A 15,151-nucleotide genomic window follows, 5' to 3' on the forward strand; every position below is an offset into this window, starting at 1 on the left:
TGAGGCCCGCCAGCCCCGGCTGGCGGCTCAGTGCCAACAAAACGGGCGCCCTCGGGCGCCCGTTTTGTTGGCGGCATGCGTTTCCACGCTTGCCACCTCGCTCAGTTTCGCTCGGTTAGCCGCGCTTACGGAAATTGGATGATCCTTAGCGCGGCTAAACTCGTATCACTCGGCGAAAGCCTGGGCTGCCGGCGTGATCTTCACGTTCTCGGCCTTGATCCCGAGCTTCATGTTGCCGATCGCCTGGTCTTCGTCCAGCACCGCCTGCGGCTTGGCCGCGTCGTACTTGATCGGCGAGAACGCATCCGACACCAGGGCCTGCTTGAGGCCGGCCGCGTCCTTGGTGATGAACACCACGGACAGGTTCGTTGCCGACAGGTGCTTGCGGATCGCCGCGTTGACGTCGGCGACGGTCAGCTTCGCCAGGCCTTCACGCATCATCTGGGTGAATTCCGGCGTGCCGTACCACTGCGAATCGAGGGCGTAGCCGAGGCGCTGGTCCTGGGTCGCGGTCATCACGAACACGTTCTTCATCAGGTAGCCGCGGGTGACCTCGAAGTCTTCCTGGCTCATGCCGTTGTCGACCAGCTTGCCCAGTTCCGACAGCGCCAGGCGCAGCGCGAAGTGGGCGTTTTGCGGCGCCACCGGACGGATCCAGACTTCGAACAGTTGCGCCTTGCGGCCCAGGTTGGGGCGCGGGAAGAAGCCGTACATGCCGCCGGGGAAGGCTTCGATGTAGGCGTAATCGCCGTAGTTCAGGCCGCGCAGTTCGCGCACGCGCTGGTAGAGCTGGCCGCTCGAGGCGCGGTGTTCGCCCAGCCAGGTCTTGGCCAGCCACAGCGCCGGGAAGTCCGGGTGACGGCGCGTTACTTCCAGCGGCAGGCCGAAGGAAATCGCGGTGGCGCGGGTGTTCTTCTCGATGATCTCGACTTCCAGGCCTTGCGGCTTGCGGCCCAGCGGCACGCCGGTGGCCGGCAAACCGCCGCCTTGCGGCAGGCGCGCCAGCCCGGTCTTCAGCGCCGCGATCATGGCGTCGCTGACGTCGCCCGAGATGCCGACGCGTACGGCGCCCTGCGTGTAGGCCTGGCGGTAGAAGGCCTTGACGTCGTCCAGGGTGATGGAGTCGATGCCCTTCACGGTGCCCAGCACCGGATGGCCGTAGCCGCTTCCGGCGTAGACATTGGCCTGCAGGCGCTCCTTGCCGAACTCTTCCTCGTTATTGTCCTTCAGGTCGAGTACCAGGGCGTTCTTCTGGGCGTCCTTCACGCGGCGGAAGTCCTCCTCGCGGAAACCCGGCTCGAGCAGCATCGGCAGCGCGATATCCAGGAATTCGCTCCACTTGTCCTTGTGGATGGAGCCGGTGAAGGTCGTCATTTCCTTGTCGACCTGGTCCGAGAAGCTGCCCGCGAGCGGGAACAGGGACTTGGTGATCTCGTCGATCTTGCGCTCGCGCGAACCGGCTTCGGCGACCATCGAGGCGGTCAGGGCCGCGAGGCCTTCCTTGCCTTTCGGATCGTGCGCGGAACCGGCCGCAAACAGCAGCTTGAAGCGCACCTGCGGCAGCGCCGACTTCTGTACCAGCACGTCGAACTTCGCGTCCGTGGCCTTCGGCGCCAGGGTGGCCAGCTTCGGCAGTGCCTCGATTCCCTGCGGCAGGGCGTCGTGCGCCAGGGTGGTCACGACCATGCCGTCGTCGACCAGGTACTTGCGCGCGGCATGCTGCAGGTCGGCCGGGGTCAGGCTGTCGACCAGGCGGTAGTAGCGGTTCAGGGTGCCGTAGGAACGGTTGAAGTGGACGTAGGAGGCCAGCGTGGCGGCGATCTGCTCGGTGTTGTCGAGCGAGCGCACCAGACCGTACTTGTTGGCCGATTTCGCGTCCGCCAGTTCCTTGTCGCTGACCGGGGTGTCGCGCAGGCTCGCGATCGTCTGCAGGATGGCGTCGCGTACGTAGAGCGCGTCGGCCGGCTTTTTCACGCGCGCGCCGATGGTGGCCAGGGTCGGATCGACGCGGTTCGGGGTGTAGTCGAACAGCTGGTCGACCTTCTGCTCGTCCTGCACCAGGCGCTTGTACAGCGGCGAGGTCGGGCCGAAGGAGAGCGAGAGCAGCATCGAGAGCGCGGCCTGGTCCTTCGCGGTGTCGGAGAAGGCCGGCGCGCGGAAGGCGACGGTCACCAGCGGCAGGGTCGGGGCCGGCCATGGCACATGGCGGTACTGGGCGCCGCGCGGTGCGGGTTCGGCCGGCACCGGCGCGTTGTAGCTGCCTTTCTGCCACTTCGACCAGTACTTCTCGACCAGGGCGATGGCCTTTTGCGGCTCGACGTCGCCGGCGACGATGATGGTGGTCTTCTCGGGGCGGTACCAGCGGTCGAAGAAGACCTTCGAGTACTCGTACTGGTTGGGCATGTCCTCGATGTCCTTGAGGAAGCCCATCGTGGTGTGCTTGTAGGTGTGGGTCGTGAAGGCGGCGTCGCGCTGGACCTCGAACAGCTTCTGCATCGGGTTCGCGCTGTTCTTGTTGTACTCGCCCAGCACGGCGCGCGACTCGGTCTTGAACGCCTCTACGGAATAGGACAGGTGCTGGAAGCGGTCGGCCTCGACCTTCAGCACGGTTTCCAGGTCTTCCTTGGCGAAGGTGGTGTAGTAATTGGTCAGGTCGTCGCTGGTGTAGGCGTTCTGGCGCGCGCCGGCCTGCGTGATGACCTTCTGGTACTTCTCGGGCGGATAGCTGGGCGTACCGCGGAACATCATGTGTTCGAAGAAGTGGGCGAAGCCCGACTTGCCCGGCTCGACCTCGTTGCGCGAACCGGTCTGCACGGGAATCGTCACCGACACCAGGTTCGGGAAGCCGGTCGGCACGACGATGATCTTCAGGCCGTTGGACAGGGTCTTTTCGGCGGCCTTGAAAGGCAGGACGTCGCCGGCGCTGGCTGCGGCGGGCCTGGCCGGCGCGGCCAGCGCCGGAAGCGCGATGCTGGGTGCGGACAGCGCGAGCAGCGCCATCGGGATAAATTTGGACACACTGGCTCCTTGGGAAAAAATCCAGCGCGAAGCATAAGATATTCCCTAAGGAATTAACAGCGTTATCAGGTATGCATGCCGGGCCGCAGGCAAACGGCGCCGCGCCCGGGCGGACCATGCGGCCCGCGCCTCAGACCGGCCCGTGGTCCGGCATCGGCAGGCTGATCCGGTTGCGCCCCAGGTGCTTGGCGCGGTAGAGGGCGGCGTCGGCGATCGCCACGAGCTGGCTGGCGTCGTTGTCCGGGCCGGCGATCGCGGTGGCGGCGCCGATCGACACCGTCACGTGCTGCAGCGGCGCATGGCCCGCCGCGCCGTACAGGGGCACGCGCAGCTGCTCGACCCGGCGCCGGATGCGCTCGGCGACGATGGAGGCGCCCTTGAGCGACTGGTTCGGCAGGATCACGGCAAACTCCTCGCCGCCGTAGCGCGCGACGAGGTCGTTGGCGCGCATCTCGCTGGCCACCGCGGTGGCGATGCGTTTCAGGCATTCGTCGCCGCCGAGGTGGCCGTTGGCGTCGTTGTAGGCCTTGAAGTTGTCGACGTCGACCATCAGCAGCGACAGCGGCTGGCGCTGGCGCAAGGCGCGCTGCCACTCGGCGTTGAGGGTGTCGTCGAAGCAGCGGCGGTTTGCCAGGCCGGTCAGGCCGTCGCGGGTTGCCAGCTTTTCGAGCGCGATCCGGGCCATTTTTTCCTCGGTGAGGTCGCGCAGCGACTCGACCACCGCCTTCAACTGCCCCTTCTCGTCCAGGATCGGGCTGGCGTCCGCGGCCAGGTAGCGGCGCTTGCCGGCGCGCGGCATGTCGCACCAGGTCTCGATCGACAGATGGGACTGCATGTGCGAGGTCTTGCTGTGGCGCGGGTAGATATGGCGGATTTCGTCGGTGCGGTTCTGCAGCACCAGGTCGGCCAGGGTCGGGCGCGGCTGTTCGTAGAAGCTGCGCCAGTGATTGTCGGTGCCGATGATCTCCTCGGCGGGCACGCCGGTGAGGCGCTCGCAGGCCCGGTTCCAGATCAGGACGTGGGCATTGCTGTCCAGCACAAACACCGGGATCGCCAGCATCTCCATTAACTGGTGAGCGAAAGCCAGATCCTTGCCGGGCGAAAGAAGGTTGGGTGTGCTTTCGATCAGGCGATGCAAGGTTGTGCTGGTCATGTGGCGGCCTTATCAGGTATCTGTTGAGCAATCTATTGATTGCTGACAAGAACCGATTCTGCTACCTCAAGTCTTCAGCTCCATTGACTTGCGGCAATAGTCACAGGATTGACTTCTCAGCCGGCCAGCACGCCATGCGGACCGGGTAAAACGATGGCAATCCGGCGGCCGCCACCGCCTCCGCTTTCCACCTGGAGGGCGCCGCCGACGGCGCGCAGGCGCTCGCGCAGGCTTGCCTGGCGGCGCGCGCCGCTGGCGTCGGCGGGGCCGTCGTCCTCGATGCTGAGTGTAATGCCGCCTGCGGCGCGGGTCAGGCGGACCCGCACCTCGGTGGCGCCGGCCGCGCGCGCCAGGTCCGACAGCGTTTCCTGCAGCACACGGTAGAGCAGGGCATCGAGCCCCGGCTCGGACGCGGCGGCGCTGTCCATCGGGTCGAGCTGGAAACAGTGCTCGATGCCGTTGATGCGGGTGAATTCCGACAGTTGCTCGGCGATGGCCCGGGCCAGGTCCTGGCCCGGGGCCAGCGGGCGCAGGTCGCCGACCAACGCGCGCAGCGAGCGCAGGGCCAGGTCGAGGGTGACGATCATCGCGCTCGCTTTCTGGTGGGTGGAGGGGTGGATGCCGCAGCTGGCCACCTGCAGCAGGGCCAGCTCGGCGCGCAGTGCGTACAGGGTCTGGCCCAGGTCCTCGTCGATATCGCGCGCGATGCGGCTGCGCTCGGCGTCGCGCGCGCCTTCCTGCTGGCGCAAGACCCGGGCCAGGATGGCCTGGGTGTCGGCCAGCGTCGATTCGAGGCTGGCGCGGGCTTTCTGCTCCAGGCAGAGCCGGGCGGCCATGTCGCGCGCCTTGTCGTCGAGATCGATGCCATGGCGCAGCAGCAGGCAGGCCCCGCCGGCGGCGGCCAGCAGCCAGACCAGGGCGCCCAGGGTGGACGACGGGAACAGCCCGCCCGGCATGCCGGCCGCGGCCACGCTGGCGCCCAGGATGAGCAGGGCGGGCAGGAAGCCCGCCGAGCGGGTGAGTGCTGTCTTCATGACGATCCTTCCGACGGGTTATCAGAACTTTCCGGCACTCAAGTTACTGCTTGTCGCCATTGCATACCTTGCAGATGGTCAATATGCGTGCTGTATGGCAATTCCAACAGCACCGCCGCTGGCAGGGCCCGGAGGTCGGCAAAGAGCCTTCCGCGCGGTTATAATGGAAGGTTGACGAGAGGCTTACTGTGACTTACAGCATCAAAGAGATTTTCTATACCCTGCAGGGCGAGGGAGCCCACGCCGGGCGTCCTGCCGTGTTCTGCCGTTTTTCCGGCTGTAACCTGTGGAGCGGCCGCGAGGCGGACCGCGCAAGCTCGATCTGCCAGTTCTGCGACACCGACTTCGTCGGCACCGACGGCGAGCGCGGCGGCAAGTTCCGCGACGACGCCAGCCTGGCCGCCGAGATCGACAGCCTGTGGCCGGCCACGTATGCGCCATCGAAGTACGTGGTGTTCACCGGCGGCGAGCCCCTGCTGCAGCTGGACGCGGCGCTGATCGAGGCCATGCACGCGCGCGGCTTCACGATCGCCATCGAGACCAACGGCACCCTGCCGGTGCCGCCCGGCGTCGACTGGATCTGCGTCAGCCCGAAGATGGGCTCGAAGCTGGTGGTCGAGAAGGGCAACGAGATCAAGGTCGTGATTCCGCAGGCGAACCAGGACCTGGCCGCCTACGAGCACCTGGACTTCGAGAACTTCTTTGTCCAGCCGATGGACGGCCCGCTGGCCGCCCAGAACACGCGCCTGGCCATCGAGACCTGCCGCCGGAATCCGAAGTGGAAGCTCAGCCTCCAGACCCATAAATTGCTACAGATACCATAACAGAGTAAAAAGCTGATGCTGACCATTACCCGCAAGCTCGAATTCGACGCCGGCCACCGGATTCCCGACCACAAGAGCCAGTGCCGCAACCTGCACGGGCACCGCTATACCCTGGAGATCACGCTGGTCGGCGCGGTCATCCAGCTCGATGGCAATTCCGACAACGGCATGATCATGGACTTCTCCGACATCAAGGCGCTCGCCAAGGAGCACCTGGTCGACGTCTGGGACCATGCCTTCCTGGTCTACGAAAAGGACGACAGGGTGCGCGAGTTCCTCGCCAGCCTGCCCGGCCACAAGACGGTCGTCATCGACCGCATTCCGACGGTCGAGAACCTGGCCCAGGTCGCCTTCGAGATCCTGAAGGCGGCCTATACCGACCGCTACGGCACCGGCCTGCGCCTGCACAAGCTGGTGCTGCACGAGACCCCGAACTGCTGGGCCGAGATCACCGATGCCTGATACCGTGCCACCGGCAGCGTTCGAGGCGGATCCGGCGCAAGCCCAGGCCGCGCAGCCGGCTGTCGTACAGTCGGCCAATGTGGACTCGGCTGCCGCGCAGCGCGACGCCGCCTTCATGCGCCTGGCGCTGGCCCAGGCCGAGCGCGCCCGCCTCGAAGGCGAGGTGCCGGTCGGCGCCGTTGTCGTCAAGGATGGGGAAGTGGTGGCGGTCGGCTACAACCAGCCCATCGGGCGCCACGACCCGACCGCCCACGCCGAGGTCAACGCCCTGCGCGCCGCCGCCGAAAAGCTCGGCAACTACCGCCTCCCGGGCTGCGAACTCTACGTGACCCTGGAACCTTGCGCCATGTGCTCGGGCGCGATGATGCATGCGCGCCTGGCGCGCGTCGTGTATGCGGCCAGCGACCCCAAGACCGGGGTGTGCGGCTCGGTGCTCGACCTGTTCGCCCACGCGCAGCTGAATCACCATGCCGAGGTCATCGGCGGCGTGCTCGCCGAGGACGCCAGCGCCATGCTGAAAGGCTTTTTCGCCGAACGCCGCGCGGCCGCACGCCGCATCGTGGCATCGTAAACACAGGCGCACGCACGCCTGTGCGAGCGCCGCCGCCGTGCTGAAAATGCTATGCTGGTTCTCGCGCTGCCGCCTGGCAGCGGAAGGAGACCAGCCTTGTCTTTCGCTCTGTCTTTAGCGTTGTTTTCAGCTCCGTGTTCAGCGTTGTCCTCAGCGTTGTCTTCCTTTAGCAAGCGCCGGCGCCGTGCAGGCCTGCCGGCCCAGCCGCCATGCCGACGCTGACCGCCAATGGCATCCGCATCGCCTTCGACACCGCCGGGGACGCCAAGTCCACGCCGGTGCTGCTGCTGCACGGCCTGGGCATGCAGCTCACGAACTGGCCCGACGCCTTCGTCGACGGCCTGGTCGAGCTGGGCTTCTACGTGATCCGCTTCGACAACCGCGATTGCGGCTTGTCCACCAAGTTCGACCGCGCCGGCAAGCCCAGCCTGGTCTGGAGCTGGATCAAGTCGCGCCTTGGCCTGCCGTTCAAGCCGCCTTACGGACTCGAGGACATGGCCGAGGACGCCCTCGGCGTCCTGTCCGCACTCGGGATCGCGCGCGCCCACCTGGTCGGCGTCTCGATGGGCGGCATGATCGCCCAGATCCTGGCTGCCCGCCATCCGCAGCGCGTGCTCAGCCTCACCTCCATCATGTCGAGCAGCGGCCGGCGCGGCCTGCCGGGCCCGACGCCGCAGGCACGCCAGGCCCTCCTGAGCCGGCCGGACGACCCGAAGGACGTGGAAGCCATCATCGACCAGGCGGTCGCCTTGCAGAAGGCGGTCGGCAGTCCAGCCTACCCGACGCCCGACAAGCAGCTGCGCCGGCGCGCCGCGCGTTCGCTGCGGCGCTGCTATTGCCCGGCCGGGGTCACGCGCCAGATGCTGGCCGTGGCGGCCGCGGGCGACCGCAGCGAACTGCTGGCCTCGATCACCGTGCCGACCCTGGTGATCCACGGCGCTTGCGACCCGCTGGTGCCGCTGGCCTGTGGCGAAGACACGGCCGCCCAGGTGCCGGGCGCGCGCCTCGAGGTCATCGAGGGCATGGGCCACGACCTGCCGGCCCAGCTCAACGAGCGGATGCTTGCCTTGATCGACGCCCATGCGCGCGGTAAGATGGCTCCCGACTCAACACCGCGCTTCTTCGTCAAACAGTGATCACCTCCCGACTCGGCGTCGCGATCGTCGCGCCCGCCGGCTACACGCCTGACCAGGCCGCGGTCGCGCGCGGCATCGCCCGCCTCGAGGCCCAGGGCTGCCTCGTCCACAACTATTACAGACCCGACGCCGTGCACCAGCGCTTCGGCGGCACCGACGAGGCCCGCCTCGGCCAGCTCTACGATGCGGCCGACGATCCCGACATCCAGCTCGTGATGGCGGTGCGCGGCGGCTATGGACTCACGCGGCTGCTGCCGCGCATCGACTTCGAGCGCCTGGCCGCCAGCGGCAAACTCTTTGTCGGCTATTCCGACATCACCGCGCTGCAGATGGGCCTGTATGCGAAGACTGGCGTGCTCAGCTATGCGGGGCCGCTGCTGGCGGGGGACTTCGGCGCCGAGGAGCCTTGCGACTTCACCTTGCAACAGTTCTGGGACTGCCTGGCCGGCCCGGCCCACCGCATCGTCGAGCAGGCCTGCGGCAATCCCCAGGTGGATGTTTCGGGCACCATTTGGGGCGGCAACCTGGCGATGCTGACGTCGCTGCTCGGGACCGAATGGTTCCCGCGCATCGACGACGGCATCCTCTTCGTCGAAGACATCGCCGAGCATCCCTACCGGGTCGAGCGCATGCTGCTGCAACTGATGCAGGCCGGGGTGCTGGAGCGCCAGCAGGCCCTCGTGCTGGGCGACTTTTCCGGCTACCGGCTCGGCGCCCTGGACAATGGCTACGATTTCGATGCGATGCTGGCGCATTTGCGCGCAACGCTGTCGATCCCGGTGCTGACCGGCCTGAGCTTCGGCCACGTGCCGCGCCGCGTGACGATTCCCTTCGGCGCCCAGGCACGGCTCCAGTCGGGCGAGACGGGCTTCACGCTCGCGCTGTCGGATTACCCGACGCTGCGCTGCGCCTGAAGCCGGGCAGGTAGGCCGCCTTGCCTTGCGTCCGCGTGCGGCTCGTCCGTTGCCAAGGCGTCCATCTTTTCAGTCCCCGCATCCGCCAGCTGCCTTCCTGGATGGTAAAATAGACGGTTAATCGCAATCTTTGCGCAAACTTCGCTTTAAAGGTTTCTACCCGTGCTCAGTACAGCCAATATCACGATGCAATTCGGCGCCAAGCCGTTGTTCGAGAACATTTCCGTCAAATTCGGCGAAGGCAACCGTTATGGCCTGATCGGCGCGAACGGCTGCGGCAAGTCGACCTTCATGAAGATCCTCGGCGGCGACCTCGAGCCGTCGGCCGGCAACGTCAGCCTCGACCCGGGCGAGCGCCTCGGCAAGCTGCGCCAGGACCAGTTCGCGTACGAGGACGTGCGCGTGCTCGACGTCGTCATGATGGGCCACACCGAGCTGTGGAACGCGATCGCCGAGCGCGACGCCATCTACGCCAACCCGGAAGCCACCGACGACGACTACATGAAAGCCGCCGAACTGGAAGGCAAGGTCGCCGAATACGACGGCTACTCGGCCGAAGCGCGCGCCGGCGAACTGCTGCTGGGCCTGGGCATCGGCACCGAGCTGCACCAGGGCCCGATGAGCGCCGTGGCGCCGGGCTGGAAGCTGCGCGTGCTGCTGGCCCAGGCCCTGTTCTCGGATCCGGACATCCTGCTGCTGGACGAACCGACCAACAACCTGGACATCCACACGATCCGCTGGCTGGAAGACATCCTCAACCAGCGCAACTCGACGATGATCATCATCTCGCACGACCGTCACTTCCTGAACCAGGTCTGCACCCACATCGCCGACATGGATTACGGCACCCTGAAGGTCTATCCGGGCAGCTACGACGACTACATGCTGGCCTCGACCCAGGCGCGCAACCAGCAGCTGGCCAACAACGCCAAGGCCAAGGAAAAGGTCGCCGAACTGCAGGACTTCGTGCGCCGCTTCTCGGCCAACAAGTCCAAGGCCCGCCAGGCGACTTCGCGCCTGAAGATGATCGACAAGATCAAGATCGAGGAATTCAAGCCGTCCTCGCGCGCCTACCCGTTCGTGCGCTTCGAAGGCGAGAAGAAGCTGCACCGCCTGGCGGTGGAAGCCGAGGGCCTGACCAAGTCCTACGACCGCACGCTGTTCAAGAACTTCTCGATCATGGTCGAGGCGGGCGAGCGCATCGCGATCATCGGCGCCAACGGTGCGGGTAAGACGACGCTGCTGCGCTGCATTGGCGGCGCCGACATCACCGGGCTGGACGCCGACCAGGGCCGCGTCAAGTGGGCGGAAAACGCCAACGTCGGCTACATGCCGCAGGATCCGACCGAGGAATTCGCCACCGACGCCAATCTCACCGACTGGATGGGCCAGTGGACGAAAGAAGGCGACGACGACCAGGCCGTGCGTTCCATCCTCGGCCGCCTGCTGTTCGGCGGCGACGAGGTCAAGAAGTCGGTGCGCGTGCTGTCCGGCGGCGAAAAGGGCCGCATGATGTACGGCAAGCTGATGCTGGGCCGTCACAACGTCCTGCTGCTCGACGAACCGACCAACCACATGGACATGGAATCGATCGAGTCGCTCAACATCGCGCTGGACAAGTACGAAGGCACCCTGGTCTTCGTCTCGCACGACCGCGAATTCGTCTCCTCGCTGGCCAACCGCGTCCTCGAAGTGAAGGAAAACGAAGTGGTCGACTTCCGCGGCAGCTACGAAGAGTACCTGAAGAGCCAGGGCATCGATTAAGTACCAGGGTGGACGGCGCAAAACAGTCCACTGGGCTGTTTTCCCGTCCACGCGTCCAACCGGCGTCGGCCTGCCGCGGTGCGGGCCGACGCAAGCATGTGAGATGAATATTCGCATGAACATCCCCATCAAGACCTTCGAATACGACCACCCCCAGGACGGCGCCGCCTGCACCGCCCACGCCTGGGCCAAGGTCCCCGCCACCCCGTCGCTCGAGGAAAAACGCGAACTGAAGGAGCGCATCCGCCGCCTGCTGAAGGAAAAGGAAGCGGTCCTGGTCGCCCACTACTACGTCGACCCCGACCTGCAGGACCTGGCCGAGGAAACCGGCGGCTGCGTCTCCGATTCGCTCGAAATGGCGCGCTTCGGCCGCGACCATCCGGCCAGGACCCTGGTGGTGGCCGGTGTGCGCTTCATGGGCGAGACCGCCAAGATCCTCAGCCCGGAAAAGACCATCCTGATGCCCGACCTGGAAGCGACCTGTTCGCTCGACCTGGGTTGCCCGGCCGAGGAATTCGCGGCCTTCTGCGACCAGCATCCGGACCGCACCGTGGTCGTCTACGCCAACACCAGCGCCGCCGTGAAGGCGCGCGCCGACTGGATGGTGACGTCCTCGATCGGCCTGGACATCGTCAGGCACCTGCACGAGCAGGGCAAGAAGATCCTGTGGGCGCCCGACCGCCACCTGGGCTCGTACATCCAGAAGCAGACCGGCGCCGACATGCTGCTGTGGCAGGGGTCCTGCCTGGTGCACGACGAGTTCAAGGGCATCGAGCTCGACCTCCTGAAGGCCCAGCATCCGGATGCGAAAGTGCTGGTGCACCCCGAGTCGCCGAGCAATGTAGTGGCCCAGGCCGACGTGGTCGGCTCGACCACCCAACTGATCAATGCCGCCCAGACGATGGATGCTACCACCTTCATCGTCGCCACCGACAACGGCATCCTGCACAAGATGCGCATGGCCGCACCGGGCAAGACCTTCATCGAAGCGCCGACCGCCGGCAACAGCGCGACCTGCAAGAGCTGCGCGCATTGCCCGTGGATGGCCATGAACGGCCTGAAGAACCTGGCCGACGCATTGGAAAACGGCGTGGAAAGCGGCACGAACGAAGTCTTCGTCGACACGGAAACCGGCCGCCAGGCCGTGCGCGCGATCGACCGCATGCTCGATTTCGCCGCCGCCAAGAAAGCGAAGGCGCTGCCGCAAGGCGCGCTGGAGAACAATACCCAACTGTTTTCGGGAGTAGGCCCCGCATGACGACCGCATCGACTAATCTACGCAATCCCCACGACCAGTTCGACGAAAAGCTGCAGGCCGCTTTCGAGCAGAACATCCTGGCCGCGCTGCTGGAAGACGTCGGCACCGGCGACCTGACCGGCCTGCTCGTTCCCACCGAGCCACGGGCGAAGGCGCGCGTCATCGTGCGCGAGGAAGCCGTGCTGTGCGGCGCACCCTGGTTCGAGGGCGTGATGCTGGCCATCGACCAGGACATCGAGATCGCCTGGCAGTACGCCGAAGGCGACCTGATGACGGCGGACAGCGTGGTCTGCACCATCGAGGGCTCGCCCCGCTCGCTGTTCACCGCCGAACGCGCCGCCCTGAACTTCATGCAGCTGCTCTCGGGCGTGGCCTCCGCCACCCGCAAGTATGTGGACGTGATCGCGGGGACGAACGCCGCCATCCTCGACACCCGCAAGACCCTGCCGGGCCTGCGCCAGGCGCAGAAGTACGCGGTGCGCGTCGGCGGCGGCAAGAACCAGCGCATGGCCTTGTACGACGGCATCCTGATCAAGGAGAACCACATCGCGGCCGCCGGCGGCGTCACGCGCGCGCTGGAGAACGCGAATGCGCTGAATGCCGGCCGGGGTGCCAACGTTCCGGTGCAGATCGAAGTGGAGACCATCGCCCAGCTCGAGGAAGCGCTGGCGGCCGGCGTGCAGTCCGTCCTGCTCGACAACTTCGACCTCGACATGATGCGCGAGGCGGTCAAGGTGAACGCCGGCAGGGCGCTGCTGGAAGCCTCGGGCGGCATCAATTTGCAGACCGTGCGCGCGATCGCCGAGACCGGCGTCGACCGCATCTCGATCGGCAGCCTGACCAAGGACGTGCGCGCAACGGATTACTCGCTGCGTATCGTCGGCTGAGCGGGCTTCGGCCAGGGACAAGAAAGGGCGGGCGATCCGATGGACGCCGCCCTTTTTTCATTGGCTGGTGAAGCTGCGCCTCAGACCCCGCTTTCCCCGGCCCGCGCCAGGGCCTCGGCGCGCGCGCTGCGCAGCACCACCGGCTCGCCCACCTGGTTCGCAATCGCGTCGACGGCGCGCGCGACCAGTTCCGGATGCGCGTAGTGCACCATGTGACCCACGCCCGGCTCCAGCGTCAGCTCGCTTTCATGGCCTGTGGCCTGCAAGGCCTCATGCAGGCGCTCGGAGTGCTTCGAGCCCCTGACCATCTTGTCCTGGGTCCCGGTCAGGATCTGCACCGGTACGCGCAGCTGGCCGTAGCGCTTCGAGAGCGAGATCGCGGCCGGCGCCATCAGCGCGGCCTCGGCGCCACTCGCACGCAGCTGCTTGGGGCGCAGCAGCATCCAGACCGGCAGCTCCCGGAAACGCTCGGACACCTTCATTGGCGAAAACACGTGCTTCGAGAGCAGCGGCCAGAGCAGGCGCGAGACCAGCGGCGAGATCGTGTGGCGCATGATGTCGCCAAGGACGGGAATGGCCGGCTGCGCCACGATCGGCACGTCGGGGCGCAACGTCGGATAGTAGTAGCCCGACAGCAGCACCAGGCCGCGCACGAAGTCGGGCACCTGCAGGCCCATCGCCATGGCCACCATCGTGCCCCAGGAGTGGCCGACCACGATGGCCGAATCGATCTTCAGTTCCTGCAGCGCGTGATGCAGCAGGCGCACCTGGGCGTCGGGCGTCCACACGGTGGTGCGCGGCCGCTCGCTGTAGCCGTAGCCAGGGCGGTCGAAGGCGATCACCCGGTAGCGGTCGGCCAGGCTGTCGACCACGCCGCTGGTCTCGAAATCGTTGGCGACCACGCCGTTGCCGTGCAACAGCACCACCACCGGGCCGCTGCCGCGTTCGACATAGTGCAGGCGCACCCCGTCGACCGCGACGAAGCGTCCGCGCGGCGGGTTCTGGCGTTCGGCCTGCGCCGTTTTCGCGCGCACGTAGAAACAGGATGCGGCCAGGGCCAGGCCACCGACCAGGGCCTTGCCTTGCCAGTTGCTGCGTTCGGTGCGAGTCGATGTCCTCACAGTTCCCCCTTTTCCTTGATTTCGCTGATCGGCAGCGGCGCGTTATCGGCGCGCAGCAGTTGGGCCACCCGCGGCAGCAGGGCCTCGGCCGACTCCTCGAGCTTCAGGGAGATCAGGTGGTCGGCACGGGTGCGCCCGAGGTTGACGGCGGCGATCGGCTTGCCGCTCTCGGCCGCCAGGCGGCAGAAGCGGAAACCCGAATACACCATGAGCGAGGAGCCGACCACCAGCAGGCCGTCGGCTGCCTCCATTTGGGCCAGCGCGCAGCCCGTGCGCGGCGGCGGTACGTTGTCGCCGAAAAAGACCACGTCCGGCATCAAGGTGCCGTTGCAATGCGGGCACCAGGGCAGGTGGAAATCCTCCAGCGCCTCCGGCTCGACCTGGGCGTCGCCGTCCGGCAGCGGCGTGGCCATGGCGCCGGCCAGTTGCGGGTTCGCCTCGACCAGTTGCTGCTGCACGAAAGCGCGCGGCATGCGGGCGCCGCAATCGAGGCAGACCACTGAATGGATGTTCCCGTGCAGTTCCAGTACCACGTGGCTGCCGGCCTGCTGGTGCAGGCCGTCGACGTTCTGCGTGAGCAGCGAGCCGATGCGCCCGGCGCCTTCGAGCGCGGCCAGTGCCTCGTGCCCGGCATTCGGGCAGGCCTTGGCCAGCACCGGCCAGCCGATCATGCTGCGCGCCCAGTAGCGCCGCCGCACCAGCTCGGAGCGGCGAAATTCGGGGCCCTGGATCGGCTGGCGGCCGCGGCGCACGCCATCGCGGTCACGGTAGTCGGGTATGCCCGAGGCGGTCGACAGCCCGGCGCCCGTCAGGACCAGGGTCTTCGGATGGCGCGCCAGGAATTCCGCCAGCTGATCGGCCAGCCTGCCAGCCGCTTCTGCTGTCCTGTCATGTATCGTGAAACCTTCAGCCATCTTGCTTTCATCCTCCTGTCCGCTGGGATCGTAGCATTCTTGCCGGGTCGGCTAACACACGTTTCCTGTAGGCGAAACCCCGCTTCGGCTGTGGG

Annotated in this window: 13 protein-coding genes; 8 read left to right on the forward strand and 5 right to left on the reverse strand. The window is 66.6% G+C overall.

Annotated elements, in window-relative coordinates; all coding sequences use genetic code 11:
- Window positions 1-165 precede the first annotated feature (165 nt).
- The 3 genes from ACSUZJ_RS13395 to ACSUZJ_RS13405 form a co-directional block, all read right to left on the reverse strand.
- On the reverse strand, window positions 166-3,018 hold the full coding sequence (locus ACSUZJ_RS13395; RefSeq protein ID WP_499408893.1) for a M16 family metallopeptidase: 2,853 nt from the start codon (window positions 3,016-3,018) through the stop codon (window positions 166-168).
- A gap of 130 nt (window positions 3,019-3,148) precedes the next feature.
- Complete coding sequence (locus ACSUZJ_RS13400; RefSeq protein ID WP_499416536.1) at window positions 3,149-4,084, reverse strand: GGDEF domain-containing protein; 936 nt, start codon at window positions 4,082-4,084, stop codon at window positions 3,149-3,151.
- 203 nt (window positions 4,085-4,287) lie between these two features.
- Window positions 4,288-5,205, reverse strand: coding sequence for a sensor histidine kinase (locus ACSUZJ_RS13405; protein ID WP_499408895.1), 918 nt, complete (start codon window positions 5,203-5,205; stop codon window positions 4,288-4,290).
- Between the two features lie 188 nt (window positions 5,206-5,393).
- On the opposite strand from ACSUZJ_RS13405, the gene queE reads away from it, so the two are divergent.
- The 8 genes from queE (at window position 5,394) to nadC (ending at window position 13,021) form a co-directional block, all read left to right on the forward strand.
- Window positions 5,394-6,029 carry a 7-carboxy-7-deazaguanine synthase gene (gene queE, locus ACSUZJ_RS13410; RefSeq protein ID WP_499408897.1) on the forward strand — a complete coding sequence of 212 codons (636 nt, stop codon included), beginning with the start codon at window positions 5,394-5,396 and terminating at the stop codon, window positions 6,027-6,029.
- Window positions 6,030-6,044: 15 nt separating this feature from the next.
- Window positions 6,045-6,491, forward strand: coding sequence for a 6-carboxytetrahydropterin synthase QueD (gene queD / locus ACSUZJ_RS13415; protein ID WP_499408899.1), 447 nt, complete (start codon window positions 6,045-6,047; stop codon window positions 6,489-6,491).
- Window positions 6,484-7,062 (forward strand): tRNA adenosine(34) deaminase TadA, encoded by a 579-nt coding sequence (gene tadA, locus ACSUZJ_RS13420; RefSeq protein WP_499408901.1) that lies wholly within the window; start codon window positions 6,484-6,486, stop codon window positions 7,060-7,062. Before queD ends, tadA begins: the two co-directional genes overlap by 8 nt.
- A 209-nt stretch (window positions 7,063-7,271) precedes the next feature.
- Window positions 7,272-8,198, forward strand: coding sequence for an alpha/beta fold hydrolase (locus tag ACSUZJ_RS13425; protein WP_499408903.1), 927 nt, complete (start codon window positions 7,272-7,274; stop codon window positions 8,196-8,198).
- Window positions 8,195-9,112 (forward strand): muramoyltetrapeptide carboxypeptidase, encoded by a 918-nt coding sequence (gene ldcA, locus ACSUZJ_RS13430; RefSeq protein ID WP_499408905.1) that lies wholly within the window; start codon window positions 8,195-8,197, stop codon window positions 9,110-9,112. Before ACSUZJ_RS13425 ends, ldcA begins: the two co-directional genes overlap by 4 nt.
- A 162-nt stretch (window positions 9,113-9,274) precedes the next feature.
- Entirely contained in the window at window positions 9,275-10,876 is a 1,602-nt protein-coding gene (locus ACSUZJ_RS13435; RefSeq protein WP_499408907.1) for an ABC-F family ATPase, read from the forward strand.
- A 115-nt stretch (window positions 10,877-10,991) separates the two neighbouring features.
- Window positions 10,992-12,134, forward strand: coding sequence for a quinolinate synthase NadA (gene nadA / locus ACSUZJ_RS13440; protein ID WP_499408909.1), 1,143 nt, complete (start codon window positions 10,992-10,994; stop codon window positions 12,132-12,134).
- On the forward strand, window positions 12,131-13,021 hold the full coding sequence (gene nadC / locus ACSUZJ_RS13445; RefSeq protein ID WP_499408911.1) for a carboxylating nicotinate-nucleotide diphosphorylase: 891 nt from the start codon (window positions 12,131-12,133) through the stop codon (window positions 13,019-13,021). The genes nadA and nadC overlap by 4 nt, the downstream gene beginning before the upstream one ends.
- 80 nt (window positions 13,022-13,101) lie before the next feature.
- On the opposite strand, the gene ACSUZJ_RS13450 is transcribed toward nadC, so the two are convergent.
- Together ACSUZJ_RS13450 and ACSUZJ_RS13455 are read right to left on the reverse strand one after the other, a co-directional pair.
- On the reverse strand, window positions 13,102-14,142 hold the full coding sequence (locus ACSUZJ_RS13450; RefSeq protein WP_499408913.1) for an alpha/beta fold hydrolase: 1,041 nt from the start codon (window positions 14,140-14,142) through the stop codon (window positions 13,102-13,104).
- Window positions 14,139-15,056, reverse strand: coding sequence for an NAD-dependent protein deacetylase (locus ACSUZJ_RS13455; protein ID WP_499408915.1), 918 nt, complete (start codon window positions 15,054-15,056; stop codon window positions 14,139-14,141). The genes ACSUZJ_RS13450 and ACSUZJ_RS13455 overlap by 4 nt, the downstream gene beginning before the upstream one ends.
- Between the last annotated feature and the right edge of the window lie 95 nt (window positions 15,057-15,151).

Origin of the sequence: Telluria sp. B2 (genome assembly GCF_051789535.1) — a bacterium.
Classification (GTDB): domain Bacteria; phylum Pseudomonadota; class Gammaproteobacteria; order Burkholderiales; family Burkholderiaceae_D; genus Telluria.